The organism is Streptomyces sp. NPDC088915 (genome assembly GCF_044749825.1).
Lineage (GTDB): Bacteria > Actinomycetota > Actinomycetes > Streptomycetales > Streptomycetaceae > Streptomyces.
Map to the genome: position 1 here is coordinate 391,180 of NZ_JBIVIR010000001.1, position 17,398 is coordinate 408,577.

The following is a 17,398-nucleotide window of genomic DNA, read 5'->3' on the forward strand; positions in this document are numbered from 1 at the left end:
ACCGGGACGTGTGCCCTCGCGGCGGTGCCGCACCCCGCTGTCCACGGGGCCATGCGCCGCAGGCCTTCGACCGGCCGCAGACCGCCCCGGGGCCGTGCGAGGACAGCCAACGATAGCCACTGACGAACGACAACGCCCATGAGTGGCGGGGCCATTGGCCGTGCTCCCCGTGGTGGGCCCGGGCCCCGTCCCTCCGACCGACGCCGCCACCGCGCCTTACTCCACCGGTGCGCAGGCCCCGCACGTGCCCGGCTCCGGCCCCCGGAAGGCGCGGTCGCAGACGTCGCAGTTCTGGAGGGGGTGCCGGGGGGTCTCCGGGTCCCGGGGGCCGAGCGGCGGCAGGGGCGGGAGCTGAGCGGACAGGCGGTGGGCCAGGAGGGCGGCCGGGCGGTGCAGGGGTTCCTGGGGCAGGTCGAAGGTCAGGACCCGGTGGACGGCCTCCGGCGGCAGGTCGCGCTCCAGCCAGGCGACGACCCCCGGCGCCAGGTGCTCGGTCTCGGCGGCCGACAGGTGCAGGCGGGGATCCTCGCGCCGCAGACCGGCGAGGACGCCGAGGGCCGCCCGCAGGAGGTCCGGGGCCGGGTACGCGGGCCGCGGTACGGCGGGCAGGGCCCTGCGCGGGGCCTCCGGGCGGCGGGCCGGGGCCCTGCGCTCCGTCTCCTCCTCGGCGGCCGGCCGGCCCGGGTGGTTGCAGGAGATCGTGAGCGTCACGATCTTCCCGGTTTCGCCGCGTTCCAGCTCGCGGCGCAGGTAGCCGTGGGCCTCCAGCTCGCGCAGCCCGGCGGCGATCCGGCACGCCCCTTCGGGGAAGCGCTTGGCGAGGCTCTTGATGTCGACGGCCGCCCCACCGGGCAGCGACTGGATGTGCACGGCCAGGCCGATGGCCAGCAGCGACAGCTCGGCGTGCTGGGCGAGGTGGTTCCCGACCACCGTGAACCGGGTGGTGTGGCGGACGTTCTCGTGGACGACGCCGCCGACACGACGGGGACCCGAACCTCGCCGCATCGGGCGGTTTTGCCCGCCGTTACGGGACGGGGCGAGGGGGCGCGCGCTAGGGTTCTGGGTACCCATCAGGAAGCCTCACTTCCTCGGTGGTCAGGCCCCCGCCTATGGGACTCCACTCCCGGCGGGGGCCGACGCATGTCTGCGGTCATATGCCAATCGCGCCGAGGATAGAACCGGCAACCCACCCCTTAGCGGCGGTTTCCGTGCCTTTCACTCCTGAGGGTGAGAGCCCAACGGGGCGGGGAGGGGTGGGGTTTGGTGAGGGTTCTTTCTCTCTCCTCGTTCCTTGGGAAGGCAGCCCGACCCACCGGAGCACGGGTTTCCGTGCTCCGGCGAGCCGGATGCCGCGTGGAGACGACGACAGGGGGAGACCGAGGTCGCGCGTACGGAAAAGGGATGGGCCGCGTCCGGGTTCAGCCGTTGACGTCGAGTGCCGTCCCGTACAGGCGGGACACCTTCAGCCGGATGACCACGCGGCGTTCGGCGACCAGTTGGGTCAGGAAAGCGTCCTCGTCCTCGGGCCTCGCGGACTCCGGGATCATCGCGAGCAGTTCTCGTCCGACGGCGTCCCCCGGGACGGTCGTGACCCCGGACACCTCGGCCTCGCCCTCGGCCACGGCGAACGACCAGACGTCGCCGCCCGGGACGTGCACGGACGCGCGCGGGTCGCGCCGGAGCTGCTTGACCTTGACGCGGTCGGCGGTGGTGGAGAACCGCACGACGCGCTCCCCGGCGTCCCAGCTGTAGAGCATGGTCGTCAGGTGCGGATGGCCACTGCTCTTGTTGGTGGCGAGGGTGCCGAACCGCTGCGTGCTCAGCAGCTCGGAGAGCGCGTCGTCGGACAGGGGCCGGGGCCCCGGGTTCTGAGTCATGTCCAGCACAACTCGCCTGACTGGCAAGGATATTCCGCTTCACGCAGAAATCTTTTTGCAGACCTTTTCGTCGCGGATCATCGTGGACCATCGCGCATCGTCGCGGACGCCGGCCGTCACACTTTCCCTCCCCGCTCCGTCAGTGCGGTGTCCGGCCCGGTCGGGTCGGGCGCCGGGAGCGTCGAAGGAGCCCGTCATGTCCACCACCGCCACCGTCGTCACCGCCGTCGCCGCGTTCATGGCCGGGTTCTCCGGAGTCGCGGTCCTCGTGCGCGCCGAGTTCGTCGTGGGGCCGCTCGCCGCGTACGGGGTGCCCCGGGCGTGGTGGAACGCGCTCGGGGCCGCCAAGCTCGCCGGGGCCGTCGGGCTGCTCGTCGGGTACGCCGTGCCCGTCGTCGGCGTCCTGGCCGCCGTCGGACTCGTCCTGTACTTCGCCGGGGCCGTGGTCACGGTCCTGCGGGCCCGCGCGTACGGCCACGTGCCCTTCCCGCTGGTCTACATGGCGCCCGCCGTGGCCGTGCTCGCCCTGGTGTGAGGCGTGCACGGCGAAGGCCGCCGCCCCCGTGCGTACGGGTGCGGCGGCCTTCGTTCACGGTCGTAGGACCGTCAGTCCTTCTTCGGCTCCTCCAGGCGCGGGAACAGCACCGCGCCCTTCGTCACCGTCGCGCCGGCCGGGAGCCGGCCCCACGTGGCCGCGTCCTGGACCGGCTGCGAGGCCAGGGCGCCGAGCGACGCCTCCGCGCCCAGGGAGTCCCAGAGGGCCTGGGAGGTCTCCGGCATGATCGGGTTCAGGAGGACCGCCACCGCGCGGAGGGACTCGGCGGCCGTGTAGAGGATCGTCGCCAGGCGGGCGCGGCCCTCCTCCGACTCGTCCTTCGCGACCTTCCACGGCTCCTGCTCCGTGATGTAGCCGTTGACCTGCTTCACGAAGTCGAAGATCGCCAGGATGCCGGCCTGGAAGTCCAGCTCCTCGCCGATCTTCAGGTCGGCCGTGGCGACCGCCTTCGCCAGGCCCTCGTGGACCGCCTTCTCCGCGTCGCCGTCCGCCGCCGACGCCGGCAGCTCGCCGCCGAAGTACTTGCCGACCATCGCCGCCACGCGCGACGCGAGGTTGCCGTAGTCGTTCGCCAGCTCGCTCGTGTAGCGGGCGGTGAAGTCCTCCCACGAGAACGAGCCGTCCTGGCCGAACGCGATCGCCCGCAGGAAGTACCAGCGGTACGCGTCCACGCCGAAGTGCGAGGTCAGGTCCTGCGGCTTGATGCCCGTCAGGTTCGACTTCGACATCTTCTCGCCGCCGACCATCAGCCAGCCGTTGGCCGCCACCCGCCCCGGGACCGGCAGGCCCTGCGCCATCAGCATCGCCGGCCAGATCACCGCGTGGAACCGCAGGATGTCCTTGCCGATCAGGTGCACGTCCGCCGGGAACGTCTCCTCGAACTTCGCCGGGTTCTCGTTGTAGCCGACGGCCGTCGCGTAGTTCAGGAGCGCGTCGATCCACACGTAGATGACGTGCTTCTCGTCCCACGGCACCGGGATGCCCCAGTCGAACGTCGAGCGCGAGATCGAGAGGTCGTCCAGGCCCTGCTTGACGAAGTTCACGACCTCGTTGCGGGCCGACTCCGGCTGGATGAAGCCCGGGTTCGCCTCGTAGAACTCCAGGAGCTTCGGGCCGTACGCGCTCAGCTTGAAGAAGTAGTTCTCCTCCTTGAGGATCTCCACCGGCCTCTTGTGGACGGGGCACAGCTTCGTGCCGTCCTCCGCCTCGACGAGGTCGCCGGGGAGCTTGAACTCCTCGCAGCCCACGCAGTACGGGCCCTCGTACCCGCCCTTGTAGATCTCGTCCTTGTCGTACAGGTCCTGCACGAACTCCTGCACGCGGTCGGTGTGACGCTTCTGCGTGGTGCGGATGAAGTCGTCGTTCGCGATGTTCAGGTGCTCCCAGAGGGGCTTCCACGCCTCTTCCACGAGCTTGTCGCACCAGGCCTGGGGCGTGACGTCGTTCGCCTCGGCCGTGCGCATGATCTTCTGACCGTGCTCGTCCGTGCCGGTGAGGTACCACACCTTCTCGCCGCGCTGACGGTGCCAGCGCGTGAGCACGTCGCCCGCTACGGTCGTGTAGGCGTGGCCCAGGTGAGGAGCGTCGTTGACGTAGTAGATGGGGGTCGTGACGTAGAACGCCTTCGCCCCCTGCTTCTCGGATCCAGTGGCCGCCATGGTCGAAATCCTAACGGTCCGCCGAAGATCCACTCACATCCTTATGGGGGGTGGGGGCGGGTGGGGGCCGGGGGCGGCGGAGCGGCGCGGCTCGGTGAGGATGGGGGCATGCGTGTACTCGTAGCGGAGGACGAGCGGGTGCTCGCCGGGCTCGTCGCCACCGGCCTGCGGCGGGCCGGATTCGCCGTCGACACCGTCCACGACGGCGAGGACGCCCTGGAGCGGCTCGACCTGTACGCGTACGACGTCCTCGTCCTCGACCGCGACCTGCCCCGCGTCCACGGCGACGACGTGGCCCGGCGGCTCGTCGCCGGCGGCTCCCGCACCCGGATCCTGATGCTGACCGCCGCCACGGCCGTCGAGGACCGGGTGGAGGGGCTCGATCTGGGAGCCGACGACTACCTCGGCAAGCCCTTCGAGTTCCCCGAGCTGGTCTCCCGCGTCCGCGCCCTGCGCCGCCGCTCCGCCCGGCCCCTGCCGCCGCTCCTCGCGCGGGCCGGGCTGCGCATGGACACCGTCCGGCGGACCGCCGTCCGCGACGGGCGCGACCTCGACCTCTCCCCCAAGGAGTTCTCCGTCCTCCAGATCCTCCTGGAGGCCGACGGCGCCGCCGTCTCCGCAGAGGAACTCCTCGAACGCGCCTGGGACGCCCACGCCGACCCCTTCACCGGAGCCGTCCGCGTCTGCATGAGCAAGCTGCGCGCCAAGCTGGGGGAGCCGGGGCTGATCCGGACCGTGCAGGGCGTGGGGTACGTGCTGTGAGCGGCGGCTGCCTGGGAGCCGGATCGACCATCCGGACCCGGATCGCCCTCGTGTACGGAGGGGTCTTCCTGGTCCTCGGCGCGCTGCTGCTGCTCGTGGTGAACCTGCTGGTCAGGGCCGGTACGAACGGGGAGACGGACGCGATCGTGGCGCGGGCGGGCGGGGGCGGCGGGGTCGCCGTCGTGGAGGCGTACCGCATCGGCGACGACGTCGGCCGGGCCGCGAACGAGCAGATGCTCATGTGGTCCTGCCTGTCCCTGCTCGTGATCGCCTGCGGCGCCGTGGTGGTGGGCTGGTGGACGGCGGGGCGCGTCCTGCGGCCCGTCCACGAGATGACCGCCCGCGCCCGGCGCCTCTCCGAGCGGAACCTCGACGAGCGGCTCGCGGTGCGCGGGCCCGACGACGAGCTGAAGGAGCTCGGCGACACGATCGACGCGCTGCTCGGGCGCCTGGAGGCCGCCTTCGACAGCCAGCGGCGGTTCATCGCCAACGCCTCGCACGAGCTGCGCACCCCGCTCGCCACCCAGCGCGCGGCGATCCAGATCGGGCTGGACGACGACTGCGGCGTCCGGCAGGTCCTCCTCGACACCAACCGGCACAGCGAACGCCTCCTCGACGGCCTGCTCCTCCTCGCCCGCGGCGAACGGGGGCTCGCGGAGCGCGAGGACGTGCCCTTCGCCGAGGTCGTGACGGAGGAGTGCGAGGACGCGGTCGTCGGAGGCGCGGAGCACGGCGTCGTACGGGGGAGCCGGGTGCTGCTCCGGCAGCTCGTGCGGAACCTCGTCGCGAACGCGGTCGTCCACAACGTGCCGGGGGGCACCGTCGACGTGCGGGTGGAGGGCGGCGTCCTGACCGTCGTCAACACCGGGCCCGTCGTCCCGCCGGACGACGTCGAGGGCCTCTTCGAGCCCTTCCGGAGAGGGGAGGGACGCGACCGGACGGGGCCCGGCGCCGGGCTCGGGCTCTCCATCGTCCGGTCGATCGCCGTCGCCCACGGCGGGAGCGTCACGGCGGTGGCGCGGGGCGCCGGGGAGGGCGGCGGGCTCACGGTGACGGTGACCCTGCCGGTCACCGCCACCCGTCCCTAGGACCTACAGCTCCAGGCCTTCGAGCAGGCCCCGGTAGAACGCGGCGTGCGCCGTCCCGGCCGGGGCCGCGCCCGGGAAGTACGCGGCGGTACGGGGCGTGCCGTCGAGCTTCCTGAGGTAGTCGAAGGCCTTGTTGTCCGCCTCGCCCCAGGCCACGAAACGCCAGTGCAGCGGGCGGTCCGCCGCCCCGGCCAGCGCCTGCGTGGCGGCCGTCCTCGCGTCCGGCGCGCCGTCCGTCTGGAAGACGACCAGGGCCGGGCGGGTGGGGTCGGTCTTCTCGTGGTGGGCGAGGACCTCCTCCACGGCGCGGTGGTAGTGGGTGCGGCCCAGGCGGCCGAGACCGGCGTTGATCTCCTCGATGCCGGTGGGGGAGAGCGTGGCGGGGGTCAGCTCGGCGGTGCCGTCGACGTCCGTGGAGAAGAACACCGTCGTGACGGCGGCGTCCGGGTCGAGGTGCGCCGCGAGCGCCACCGTCTGCTCGGCGAGCCGCTGCACGGAGCCGTCCTTGAAGTACCCGCGCATCGAGCCGGACCGGTCGACGACCAGGTACACGGCGGCCCGCGCCCCGGTGAGCCCCTGCTTCTTGAGCACGACCCCGGCGGCCTTGTACGCGTCGGCCAGGTGCGGGGCGGCGGCCTTGACCCCGGCGAGGGAGAGGGCGGGGCCGGCGGCCGCCGGGGCGGCGACGGGCTGGGCCTCGGGCTCCAGGGCGGTGATCACGGGGGCCTCCGGCGTCGGCACCGGCGCGGTCGCCTCCGGCCCGGGAGCGGTCGCCTCGGCGGTCTCGGGCTCGACGGCGGCGGTTTCGGCCTCCGGGGCGGGGGCGGCCACCACGACGGCCTCGGGCTCCGGAGCGACGGCCTCCGCCTCCGACGAAGCCTCTTCGGCCGGGTCCACCGGTTCTGCGACCGGTTCTGCCACTGGCTCAGCGACCGGCTCTGCCACCGGCTCTGCGACCGGCTCTGCGACCGGTTCCGCGACCGGTTCCGCCACCGGTTCCGCGACCGGTTCCGCGACCGGTTCTGCCACTGGCTCAGCGACCGGTTCCGCCACTGGCTCAGCGACCGGCTCTGCCACCGGTTCTGCCACCGGCTCCGCGACAGGCTCTGCCACCGGTTCCGCGACCGGTTCTGCCACTGGCTCAGCGACCGGTTCTGCGACCGGTTCTGCTACCGGTTCCGCCACCGGTTCTGCGACCGGTTCCGCCACCGGTTCCGCCACCGGTTCTGCGACCGGCTCTGCCACCGGTTCTGCTACTGGCTCGGCGACCGGTTCTGCGACCGGTTCCGCCACCGGCTCAGCGACCGGTTCCGCCACCGGCTCTGCCACCGGTTCCGCCACCGGCTCCGCGACAGGCTCCGCCTCGTCCTCGGCGTGGGGCTGCGCCGGGGCGTTCCCGGTGGGCTCCTCGGTCTCCTGGGCAGGGGTGCCGGGCTCCGGTGCGGCGGGTACCTCGCAGGTCTTCGGCTCGTCCGTGGTCTCGGGGTACGAGATCTCGACGGCGGCCACCTCCGGGTCCACCCCGGCCTCGTCGTCCCGCTCCTCCGGGAAGGAGACCTCCACGGGCTCCGCCACGGAAACGGTCGCCGTGTCCCGCGCCGCCGCCTCGGCCGCGGCCGAGAGGGCGGGGGACCCTTCCTCCGCGTCGGCGACGGCCGGCTCCGGCTCCGGCTCCGGTTCCGCCGACCGCGCCTTCGGGACCTGCGGGTTGTCGAAGGACGCCGCCACCAGGTCGTCCGCCGCCCGGCGGGCCTCCGCCTCCGGAGCCTCTGGAGCCTCCGGCGTCTCGGAGGCCTCAGACGTCTCCCGGGGCGCCCCCGTCTCCGGAGCCTCCAACGGCTCCACCGTCTCCTCACGCGACTGGGACGGGACGGAGGTCGCCGGGGACTCCTCGCGGTCCCGGCCGAACACCTTGCGCAGCATGCTCCGAATACCCATGGGCGAACCCTTTCGCATGAGTGGGGTGCAGTGTGAATGTCCGTACTGGGTGTTTCGGGACTTTCATCCCTGGCCAGGGCGGATACGTAAGGTTAGCGGCCACTTCCCGCCACCCCCGTGCCCCGGTCGCCCTCGGTCGCCCCGCATTCATCCGGCGTTCATTCCCCCGCCGCCCCCGTGCCGGAACGCGCACCTAGCGTCACCGCCGAAGACATCCCGACGCCATGTCGGCGCAGTGCTGCGCCGGAGGAGGACGAAGTGCGCAAACTGCTGCCGCTCCTGAGCACGAACCCGCACGGAGGCGGCCGTTCCGCTCTCACCTGCCGGTACCGCTGCGGTGACGCCTGCTTCCACGAGGTGCCCAACACCAGCGACAACGAGTACGCCGGCGACCTCATAGCCGGTGTCCTCTCCCGCCGTTCCGCCCTGCGCGCCGCCGCCGTCGTCACCGTCGCCTCCGCCGTCGGCGGCGCCGCCGTCCTCGGCGAGGCCCCGGCCGCCGAGGCCCACGGCGGTCACGGCCACCGGCCCGTCACGTCCGACGGCGCCCGCGGCCTCCGCTTCACCCCCGTCGCGCCCAACACCGCCGACAAGGTGACCGTCCCCGCCGGCTACTCCCAGAACGTGGTCATCCGCTGGGGCGAGCCCATCCTCCGCGGCGCCCCCGCCTTCGACGCCGAGAAGCAGACCGCGAAGGCGCAGGCCGGCCAGTTCGGCTACAACAACGACTTCCTCTCCCTGCTGCCGCTCCCCGGGGAGCGCGACCGCCAGGTCCTCGTCGCCAACCACGAGTACACCGACGAGGTCCTGATGTTCCGCGGGTACGACCCCGCGAACCCGACCCGCGAGCAGGTCGAGACCGCCTGGGCCGCGCACGGCCTGTCCGTCGTCGTGGTCGAGGAGGAGCGCCGTACGGGCAGGCTGACGCCGGTCTCCCGCCACCACCTCAACCGGCGGCTGCACACCACCAGCGAGTTCCGGGTCACCGGCCCCGCCGCGGGCGGCGACCTGCTGAAGACCTCCGCCGACCCGACCGGCCGCACGGTCCTCGGCACGCTCAACAACTGCGCCGGCGGCACCACCCCGTGGGGCACCACCCTCCACGGCGAGGAGAACTTCAACCAGTACTTCGCCAACGGCTCCAGCGCCACCGACAAGCGCTACGGCGTCGGCACCGGCGCCACCGAGCGCAAGTGGGAGCGGTTCGACAAGCGCTTCGACCTCCAGCAGGAGCCCCACGAGGTCCACCGCTTCGGCTGGGTCGTCGAGCTCGACCCGTACGACCCCGACTCCACGCCCCGCAAGCGCACCGCGCTGGGCCGCTTCAAGCACGAGGCCGCGCAGCCCCGCCTCACCGCCGACGGGCGCCCGGTCGTCTACATGGGCGACGACGAGCGCTTCGACTACTTCTACAAGTTCGTCTCCAGCAAGCGGATGAAGAAGGGCGGCTCGCGGGCCGCCCGCGAGCACAACCTCACCCTCCTCGACGAGGGCACGCTGTACGTCGCCAAGCTGACCGGCGACTCCCCGGCCGCCGAGGTCGACGGCACCGGCAAGCTCCCGAACGACGGCGAGTTCGACGGCTCCGGCGTGTGGATCCCGCTCGCCACCGGGAACGTCTCGCACGTCCCCGGCATGACCGCCGAGGAGGTGTACGTCTTCACCCGCCTCGCCGGCGACAAGGTCGGGGCGACGAAGATGGACCGCCCCGAGGACGTCGAGCCGTCCCCCCGCACCGGCCGCGTGTACGTCGCGCTCACCAACAACACCGACCGCGGCAAGGCCGGCAAGGCGGGCGCGGACGAGGCCAACCCGCGCAACCTCAACAAGCACGGGCAGATCCTGGAGCTGGCCGAGCACTGGGACGACCCGTCCTCGGACGGCTTCGCCTGGCGCCTGTTCCTCGTCGCGGGCGATCCGAACGACCCGGCGACCTACTTCTCCGGCTTCCCCAAGGAGAAGGTCTCCCCGATCTCCTGCCCGGACAACGTCGCCTTCGACCCGCACGGCAACCTGTGGATCTCCACCGACGGCAACCAGCTCGGCTCGCACGACGGCCTGTTCGGCGTCGCCGTGCAGGGCGAGCGGCGCGGTGAGCTGAAGCAGTTCCTGACCGTGCCGAAGGGCGCCGAGACCTGCGGCCCGCTCGTCCAGGACCGGCGCGTGCTCGTCGCCGTGCAGCACCCGGGCGAGGTCGACGGCGCGTCCGTCGAGAAGCCCGCGTCGACCTGGCCCGACGGTCCCGGGAAGATCGTCCGGCCCTCGGTCGTCGCCGTCTGGCGCACGGACGGGCGCGACATCGGCGTCTGACCGGTCGGGGCCCGGGCCCGGGGGTGGTCACTCCACCCCCAGGCCCTCCCTGAACCGGGTGAACTGCTCCTCCGGGTCCCCGGTGTACGCCCACGGCACCCACGCCGCCCGCCGCCCCAGCATCCCGAGCAGCTCCCTGGCGATGTCCACCTGACCCGCGTAACAGGCGGCGTGCGCGAGGAAGTTGAGGTCGCCGACCTCCTCGGGCGCCACCGGGGACCCCGGGTCCCGGCCGCCGATCCAGCGGGCGTGCGTGCGGCGCAGCTCGGTCACCGCCAGCTCGTGCTTCCAGTGCTGGTCGAAGCCGCGGACCGGGCCCCGGCCCAGGGCCCCGTCCGCGATGTAGCGGTACTCCTCGACCCGGGCCACCTGCACCAGGACCGGCAGCGGGGAGCCGGGCGGCGCCACGCCCGCCGCGTCGCGGGCGAAGTCGTACATGCTGCCGTGCGTGCCGTGCCACCGCGCCGACCAGTACCGCAGCACCTGGATGTGTCCCTCGGTGTTGTACGGGTCGCGGCGCCGCAACTCGTCGAACCAGTGGCGCAGTTCGCGGCGCGGCACCCCGCCCTCGTACAGCCTGGCCACCGACAGGAGCGACACCCACGGCATGGGGTCGGCGGGCGCCGCCCCGGCCGCGCCCCGGCAGGCGTCCACGGCCGCGTCGATCCGGCCCCGGTCGACGGCCGCGCCCCGGCCGGCCGCGATGGCCGCGTCGAAGACCCGCACCACCTCGGTCGCGGCCCGCAGCACGGCCGCGTCCGGGTTGCCCGGCTCGGCGGCCCACCAGGTCTCGACGGTGGAGCTGCCCGCGGCGGCGTGCGAGAGGAGCCGGATCCGGTGGGTGCGGCGCGCCCAGTCGTCGCCGGTGGCGGCGAGCAGGTCCCGCACGCCCTGCCAGCGGCCGATGACGATGTCGTGGCGCGCCTCGGTCAGCGCCCGGTCCCCGAAGTCCGGGTCGAAGTCGGGCACGAAGCGCTCGGGGCGTTCCGGGCGCGAGGAGCGGCGGCGTACGGCCATACCTGGGCCTCCTTCGGGCGGCTGCCGTCGTGCGGGGGTCTCTTCCGTTCGGGGGCTTCTGTCCGGGGTCTTCCGTGCGGGACTTCCGTGCGGGATTTCCGTGCGGGATTTCCGTTCGGGGTCTTTCCGTCCGGAGCGGTCCGCCGGACGGCTCAGAAGTCCGTCGCGTAGCTCTTGTCCCGACCGCCCGTGCGGGCGCCCGGGGTGGACGCGCCCGCGGCGGCCGAGGCGGCGAGGGCGCGGACGGCGTCGAGGCGGGCCGGGCGGCGGTAGTAGTCGCCGCCCCTCCTGCCGTACACGGCCAGCGGGACCACGCCGAGGAGCAGGCCGCCGAGGCCGATGGCGAGGGCGGTGGTGGAGAGTTCGCCGAGCGACTCGACGAAGGCCCACAGCATGAACGCCGAGCCGAGCAGCGGCCAGAGGCCGCCCACGAGCAGGTTCTTCACGGAGCGGAAGAGCAGGCCCTTGTAGGCGACGACGGCGGCGATGCCCGCCAGGCCGTAGTAGAAGGCGATCTGGAGGCCGATCGCGGAGACGGCGTCGCTGAGGACCTGCTGCACGGACCCGGCCGCCGCGGCGGCGGCGAACAGCAGCAGCGCCGCCGCGCCGACCGTCGCGATCGCGACCCACGGGGTGTTCCAGCGGCGGTGCACGGTGCCGAGCGCGGCCGGCAGGGTCCGGTCGCGGCCCATCGCGAAGAGCGAGCGGGTGACCTGGATGAGGGTGGTCTCCAGGGTGGCGACGGTGGACAGGAGGACGGCGACGACGAGGAGCTTGCCGCCGACGCCGGGCCAGACCTCCTGGCCGACGACGGCGAGGACGTCGGGCCCGGCGCGGCGGATCTCCTCCGAGCTCAGCAGCACGTTGACGGCGACGGTGATGGCCTCGAAGAGGACGAAGACGAAGCCGACGCCGACGAGCGCGGCGACCCCGGCGGTCCTGCGGCTGTCCCGGGTCTCCTCGCTGAGGTTGCTGGTGACGTCCCAGCCCCAGTAGTAGAACGCGGCGATCAGGGCCCCGGCGGCGAACCCCTCGGGCCCGTCGAACCGGGCGAGGCCGAACCAGGACCAGTCGAAGGCGGTGGCGTGGCCCCGGTGGGCCACGGCGGCGAGGACGAAGCCGACCAGGATCAGCATCTCGACCCCGGACATGACCAGCTGCGCCCGCACGGTGAGCCGGGCCCCGCCCAGGACGACGAGCAGCATCACCAGGAACCAGCAGGCGCCGACGGCCGCCGCGAGCGCGGTGTGCCCGGCGAGGCCCGGGGCGACCAGGGCGAGCGTGAGGGACCCGGCGGGCAGCGAACCGGCCACCATGAAGACGGTGGTGGAGAAGACGAGCGCCCAGCCGGAGAGGAAGCCGAGGAAGGGGTGGAGGGTGCGGCCCACCCAGGAGTACGCGGCGCCGGCGTTGACGTCGATCCGGCCGAGCCGGGCGTACGCGAGGACGATGCCGAGCATGGGTATCGCGCAGTACAGCAGGGCGGCGGGGCCGCCGACGCCGACCGCGCCGAAGAGGACGGCGGTGGTCGCGGCGAGCGAGTAGGCGGGGGCGCTGCCGGCGACGGCCATCACGATCGTGTCGAAGGTGCCGAGGACATTGGGCTGGAGCCCTCTGCTGGTGGTGGTGCGCATGGCGGATCCTCGGGGCGCGGGGGGTGAGGCAGGGCGAAGTGGCGCGTCCACCGGGCCGGTTGCCGGCGGCGGCGGGCGCGGATCACCGTGAATGGGCGCATCGTAGTCGCCGGGACGGTTTCCGGTAACGGCGGTGGGGAGGGTTCCGTTCCGTGACCGCCGGTAAGTTCTCCCGTGCGCCCCCCGGGGGAGGTTTACCGCAGGTCGGGACCGGCGATGGCGCGGGCCGCGCGGACCTCCTGGCGGAGCGGTTCGAGGACTCCGTTCTCGTCCCCGGGCAGCTCGGTGCGGACCTCCACGAGGGTGTCGTCCGCCCGCAGCCCGTCGGCGAGTTCGCGCAGTTCCCGCTCCACCTCGGCGGCCTCGGCGGGGTCCGGGGCGGGGGCGCCGTGGTCGATCCGGATGCGGGCGGCGGTGGTGGCGTCCACGATCCGTTCGACGGCGACGACCAGCGGCCACCAGGCGGCGGCGCGGGGTCCGGTCGGCGGGGGTTCGGTCAGGGCCCGCTGGAACTCGGAGCGGACGGTCGACAGGTCCCGGTAGAGCGCCCGGCGGGCCCGCAGCCGGGCGTGCGGGTCGGGGGCCCCGCCGTCCGCGAAGGCGCGGGCCACGTAGTCGGCGGTGTCGGAGACGGCGTCCGCGAGCCGGTCCCCGATCCGGGCGTGCCAGGACTCGGGCCAGAGCAGGTAGCCGGCGACGAGGGCGATCCCGCAGCCGATGAGCGAGTCGTAGAGGCGGGGCAGGACGAGGCCGAAGCCCTGGTGGTTGAGGGTGTCGGAGAGCAGCAGGATCACCGGGGTGATGGCCGCCGTCTGGAAGGCGTACCCCTTCGCGGAGAACGCCGGGATCAGGGCCGCGAGCACCACCATGACGGGCACGTCCCACCAGCCCCGGGGCACCTCGGCGAGGACGAGGGCGGCCAGCAGGATGCCGAGGGCGGTGCCGAAGGCGCGGAGCACGGCCCGGGAGAAGACCGAGCCGAAGTCGGGCTTCATGACGAAGGTGACGGTGAGGGCGACCCAGTACGAGCGGGGCACGGCGATCAGCGAGACCAGGGATTGGGCGAGGCCGATGCAGAGCGCGAGCCGCAGCCCGTAGCGCCAGGAGGCGCCGGAGAGCAGGACGGCGCGGGTGGTGCGGCGGATCCGGACGCGGAGCGCGGCGGGCCGGCCGAGCCGGTCGTCGGCGTCGTACCCGTCGGGGTCCGTCTCGTGGACGACGTGCGCCGCGTGCCGCAGCGCGTGGTCGACGGCCTTCTCCGAGGGCCGTTCGGGGGCGGGCAGGTCGAGGACGGGGGCGCCGGCGCGGCCCCCGGCGACGGCGTCCGCGAGGTCCCGCACGGCCGCCGGGACCTCCGCGGGCTGCGGGCCGGTGATCCGGGACCGCAGGTGGGCGGCGGGCGCGGCCTCGACGAGCGGGACGACGACGTTGAGCTGGGCGAGCAGCCGGACCAGGGCGGGGGCGCGGCCGTGCTGCCGGGCGCGGCGGGCCAGGACGAGGTCGTACGCGTGGTTCAGGGCGGCGGTGACGGCCTGCCGTCTCTCGTCGTACGCGGACGTCCCGGCGGCCTCGTAGAGGTCGGCGACCGCCCGGTAGGTGGCGGCGACGGCGGTCCGCTCGGGGGCGGCGCGGCGCAGCGGCCAGCCGAGGAGGGTGAGGGCGAGGACGACGAGCCCGCCCAGGGCGAGCAGGAGCGGCGCCGTCCACCAGGGGTCGGGCATGGGCAGGCCCGCGCCGACGACGGCGTTGAGCAGCAGGAGCAGACCGGAGACGGAGGCGACCGCGCCGATCGAGGAGATCATCCCGGAGACGAGCGCGACGCAGGTGAGGACGGCGACGGCGGCCCAGCCGCGGCCGAAGACGAGGGTGCCGAGGGTGACGCCGAGGGCCCCGAAGAGCTGCGGCACGGCGATGTTGAAGACCCGCATCCGGTAGGCGTCGGCGGTGTCCCCGATGACCCCGGACAGGGCGCCCATCGACACGAGCGCCCCGTACGCGGGCCGGCCGGCGGCCAGGCCGACGGCGAGCGGCGCGGACAGGGCGACGGCGGCGCGCAGGACGGCGGCCCACGGGACCGGCGCGGGGGCGGGCCGCATTCCGGCGGTCAGCCAGGCGGGCGGGGCGAGCCGTCCGGCTCCTCGGGATCGCGCCATGCCCCCCAACGTACTGGCGGGGCGTCCGCGCCGCCCGGGACGACGGGCTCCGGCCGGTGCCGGTCGCTCAGTTGCGGTAGGACTCCACCTCGGCCGCCGGGCGGAGGGTCGCCGTGTCCGGGTCCTCGCCGAACTCCGCCTTGGCGCGGCGCTGGCGCAGCAGGTCCCAGCACTGGTCGAGGCGCACCTCCAGTTCGGTCAGGCGGGCGCGCTCCTCGGGCAGGAGGCCGCCGGTGCGCTGCCGCAGGGCGCGCTCCTCCTCGACGAGGGCGCCGATGTCGTCCAGGATCTCCTCGTTGTCCATGCCTTCCAGCGTGGCCGATCAGCGCTCTCCCCGCAGGTCGAGATCGGCGAGGACGGCCCGGTGGTCGGTGCCGGCGAGGTCGAGGAAGCGGACCTCCTCCACACTGAACTCGTCGCTGACCAGGACGTGGTCGATCTGCACGTACGGCGGGAGCGGGCCCTCCGCGGGCCAGGTGGCGGCGCGGCTCTTCCCCGCCGCCCAGGCCGCGTCCCGCAGGCGGCCCTCCTTCAGGATCGCGCGGAAGGCCGCGTGGTCCTGGGAGGCGTTGAAGTCCCCGGCGACCAGGGCCGGGCCCGCGCGCCGGGCGGCGAAGTCCCCGATCCTGCCCAGCTCCCGCTTCCACAGGCCCACCCGGCCCGGGACCGGCGGCATCGGGTGGGCGAGCTGGACGCGGACGGAGCGTCCGGCGATCTCGGCCGTGGCGCCCGGCATCCCCATGGTGGCCGGGATCGCCCTCCGGTCGCGCAGTGGATGGGCGCTGAGCACCACGGAGCCCGCCGATCCGTCGGCCTCGACGGAGGCGTGGTGGGGGAGTTCGGCGGCGAGGGCCGTGGTGAGGGCGCGTCCGCAGGCGCGGTCGCACTCGGAGACGTACACGAGCCCGGGGCGCTCGCGCCGGACCGCGGCGATCAGCGCGTCCGTGGCCCGGCCGAACTCGACGTTGGCGGCGAGGACGCGGACCCGGGTGAGGGGGTACCCGTGTCCCACGACGGTCCACGTCGTGTACGGCAGGGAGCTCCAGGCGGTGGCGGCCAGGACGGTGACGGCGGTGAGGGCGAGGCCCCGGCGGCGGGCGGCGGCGGCCAGGAGCAGCCCGAGCCCGGCGGGGACGGTCAGCCAGGGCAGGAAGGAGAGCAACTGCGGGACGGGCGTGACCCCGTCGGCGTCCAGCAGGCGGCAGGCGGTGACCGCGGCGGGCACGAGGAGCAGCAGCCCGGCCGCCCATGTGGCCACCCGTTGCCGGGGGCGGCGGGGCGGCGGGGCGGTGTCCGCCGCGACGGGCGCGGGCGTCCGTCCGGGGACGGGGACGGGGGCGGGGGCCGCGGCACGGACGGGGTCGGAGTCCACGCCGTTCAGTGTCGCAGGGGCGCGGGGTACGCGCGGCTCCTGATCCGCCCTTACCGGGGCGCCCCGCGTGAGCTATCTTGAACGTGTTCAATTGAACGCGTTCAAGAGGGGGGTGGGCGTCATGGTGGCGGACGTCACGGAGGAAGGCCGACAGGTGTCCGCGCGGCAGCGGTCATGGATCGTGGCGGGGGTTGCGGCGGCGGGGTGCGCGGTCTTCCTGGGGTTCCTGATCGGTCCGCTCCTGGGCGGACACTTCCTGATCAGCGGGTGGGTGACCATCCCGCCGCTCTTCCTGCGGGATCAGCCCGGGGCGTGCGCCCGGGCCTGCCTGCTCATCGGGACCGGCCTGCTGGCCTGGTCGCTGATCGGCGCCGTCCTGTGCATGTTCCTGTTCCTCCCGGCGGCCCTGCTGCTGCTGGTCGCGGCCTTCGTGGACCCCGGCAACCGGCCGGGCGCCCGGTGGGCGGTGGCGACGCCGCTCGCGGTCGCTGCGTTCTCCGCGCTGCTCGTGCTCTCGCCGTGACCGGCACTTCTTCCGCCACGGACACCGGGTGCGCCGGGGTCCCGGGGGCGGCCCCGGGACCTTCCGGACGCCCGGCCCCTCAGTGCCGCAGGGCCCGGCCGATCTCCGCCTTCGTCGCGCCCGGGAGCCGGCGGTTGCTGCGGGCCGTGCCGGACTTGGACTTCCCCGGGGCCACGGCGTCGATGTCCAGGACGACGGCGTCGAGCAGTTTCCCGTCCCCGTCGCGGAAGTCGACCATGACCGTGTAGTCGGCGTCCCCGTCCTTCGGGTTGGTCGCGGTGATCTCCGCGACCGTCCGGTCCCCGTCGGCGCGGGGCTCCCCGGCCCTCACGTCCCCCTTCGCGTCCACCCCGTCCCTGACCTCGTCCATCTTCCGCTCGGCGGCCGAGGCGACCGCGGCCGTCGCGGAGGAGACGGCACCGCCGACCGCGTCCCCGGCGGAGTCGCAGCCGGTGGTGAGGGCGAGCGCGGCGGCGAGGCCGAGGACGGTTCCGGCGGTGCGTCCCACGC

At 74.0% G+C, this 17,398-nt stretch carries 15 protein-coding genes; 5 read left to right on the plus strand and 10 right to left on the minus strand.

What is annotated here, in order from left to right:
* Positions 1-216: 216 nt before the first annotated feature.
* On the minus strand, positions 217-1,071 hold the full coding sequence (locus ACIP5O_RS01825) for a helix-turn-helix domain-containing protein (protein ID WP_401287314.1): 855 nt from the start codon (positions 1,069-1,071) through the stop codon (positions 217-219).
* Between the two features lie 347 nt (positions 1,072-1,418).
* On the minus strand, positions 1,419-1,877 hold the full coding sequence (locus tag ACIP5O_RS01830; protein WP_401287317.1) for a TIGR03618 family F420-dependent PPOX class oxidoreductase: 459 nt from the start codon (positions 1,875-1,877) through the stop codon (positions 1,419-1,421).
* A 196-nt stretch (positions 1,878-2,073) separates the two neighbouring features.
* Here ACIP5O_RS01830 and ACIP5O_RS01835 point away from each other — a divergent pair, with 196 nt between their 5' ends.
* Positions 2,074-2,412 carry a DoxX family protein gene (locus ACIP5O_RS01835; RefSeq protein WP_401287320.1) on the plus strand — a complete coding sequence of 113 codons (339 nt, stop codon included), beginning with the start codon at positions 2,074-2,076 and terminating at the stop codon, positions 2,410-2,412.
* Positions 2,413-2,483: 71 nt separating this feature from the next.
* Here the strand turns inward: ACIP5O_RS01835 and metG are convergent, their stop codons facing one another.
* Positions 2,484-4,091, minus strand: a complete 1,608-nt coding sequence (gene metG, locus ACIP5O_RS01840; protein ID WP_401287323.1) for a methionine--tRNA ligase — start codon at positions 4,089-4,091, stop codon at positions 2,484-2,486.
* A 108-nt stretch (positions 4,092-4,199) separates the two neighbouring features.
* On the opposite strand from metG, the gene ACIP5O_RS01845 reads away from it, so the two are divergent.
* Positions 4,200-4,853: a response regulator transcription factor gene (locus tag ACIP5O_RS01845; RefSeq protein ID WP_401287325.1), complete on the plus strand. Its 654-nt coding sequence runs from the start codon at positions 4,200-4,202 to the stop codon at positions 4,851-4,853.
* Positions 4,850-5,941 carry a sensor histidine kinase gene (locus ACIP5O_RS01850; RefSeq protein ID WP_401287328.1) on the plus strand — a complete coding sequence of 364 codons (1,092 nt, stop codon included), beginning with the start codon at positions 4,850-4,852 and terminating at the stop codon, positions 5,939-5,941. The genes ACIP5O_RS01845 and ACIP5O_RS01850 overlap by 4 nt, the downstream gene beginning before the upstream one ends.
* A 3-nt stretch (positions 5,942-5,944) precedes the next feature.
* Here the strand turns inward: ACIP5O_RS01850 and ACIP5O_RS01855 are convergent, their stop codons facing one another.
* Complete coding sequence (locus tag ACIP5O_RS01855) at positions 5,945-7,879, minus strand: VWA domain-containing protein (protein ID WP_401287331.1); 1,935 nt, start codon at positions 7,877-7,879, stop codon at positions 5,945-5,947.
* A gap of 258 nt (positions 7,880-8,137) precedes the next feature.
* Between ACIP5O_RS01855 and ACIP5O_RS01860 the strand changes: the two genes are divergently transcribed.
* Positions 8,138-10,189 carry a PhoX family protein gene (locus tag ACIP5O_RS01860; protein ID WP_401287334.1) on the plus strand — a complete coding sequence of 684 codons (2,052 nt, stop codon included), beginning with the start codon at positions 8,138-8,140 and terminating at the stop codon, positions 10,187-10,189.
* Between the two features lie 27 nt (positions 10,190-10,216).
* Here ACIP5O_RS01860 and ACIP5O_RS01865 read toward each other — a convergent pair whose 3' ends face one another.
* The 5 genes from ACIP5O_RS01865 to ACIP5O_RS01885 form a co-directional block, all read right to left on the minus strand.
* On the minus strand, positions 10,217-11,206 hold the full coding sequence (locus ACIP5O_RS01865; protein ID WP_401287337.1) for a hypothetical protein: 990 nt from the start codon (positions 11,204-11,206) through the stop codon (positions 10,217-10,219).
* A 152-nt stretch (positions 11,207-11,358) separates the two neighbouring features.
* Positions 11,359-12,840, minus strand: a complete 1,482-nt coding sequence (locus tag ACIP5O_RS01870; protein WP_401287340.1) for an APC family permease — start codon at positions 12,838-12,840, stop codon at positions 11,359-11,361.
* A 194-nt stretch (positions 12,841-13,034) separates the two neighbouring features.
* A complete protein-coding gene (locus ACIP5O_RS01875) occupies positions 13,035-14,993 on the minus strand; it encodes an FUSC family protein (RefSeq protein ID WP_401287343.1) in 1,959 nt (652 codons plus the stop codon).
* 67 nt (positions 14,994-15,060) lie between these two features.
* Complete coding sequence (locus ACIP5O_RS01880) at positions 15,061-15,297, minus strand: DUF2630 family protein (RefSeq protein ID WP_125663395.1); 237 nt, start codon at positions 15,295-15,297, stop codon at positions 15,061-15,063.
* 18 nt (positions 15,298-15,315) lie between these two features.
* Positions 15,316-16,365 carry an endonuclease/exonuclease/phosphatase family protein gene (locus tag ACIP5O_RS01885; protein WP_401287347.1) on the minus strand — a complete coding sequence of 350 codons (1,050 nt, stop codon included), beginning with the start codon at positions 16,363-16,365 and terminating at the stop codon, positions 15,316-15,318.
* A gap of 91 nt (positions 16,366-16,456) precedes the next feature.
* On the opposite strand from ACIP5O_RS01885, the gene ACIP5O_RS01890 reads away from it, so the two are divergent.
* Positions 16,457-16,888: a hypothetical protein gene (locus ACIP5O_RS01890; protein WP_401287350.1), complete on the plus strand. Its 432-nt coding sequence runs from the start codon at positions 16,457-16,459 to the stop codon at positions 16,886-16,888.
* Between the two features lie 79 nt (positions 16,889-16,967).
* Here the strand turns inward: ACIP5O_RS01890 and ACIP5O_RS01895 are convergent, their stop codons facing one another.
* Positions 16,968-17,396: a hypothetical protein gene (locus ACIP5O_RS01895; protein WP_401287352.1), complete on the minus strand. Its 429-nt coding sequence runs from the start codon at positions 17,394-17,396 to the stop codon at positions 16,968-16,970.
* Positions 17,397-17,398: the final 2 nt, after the last annotated feature.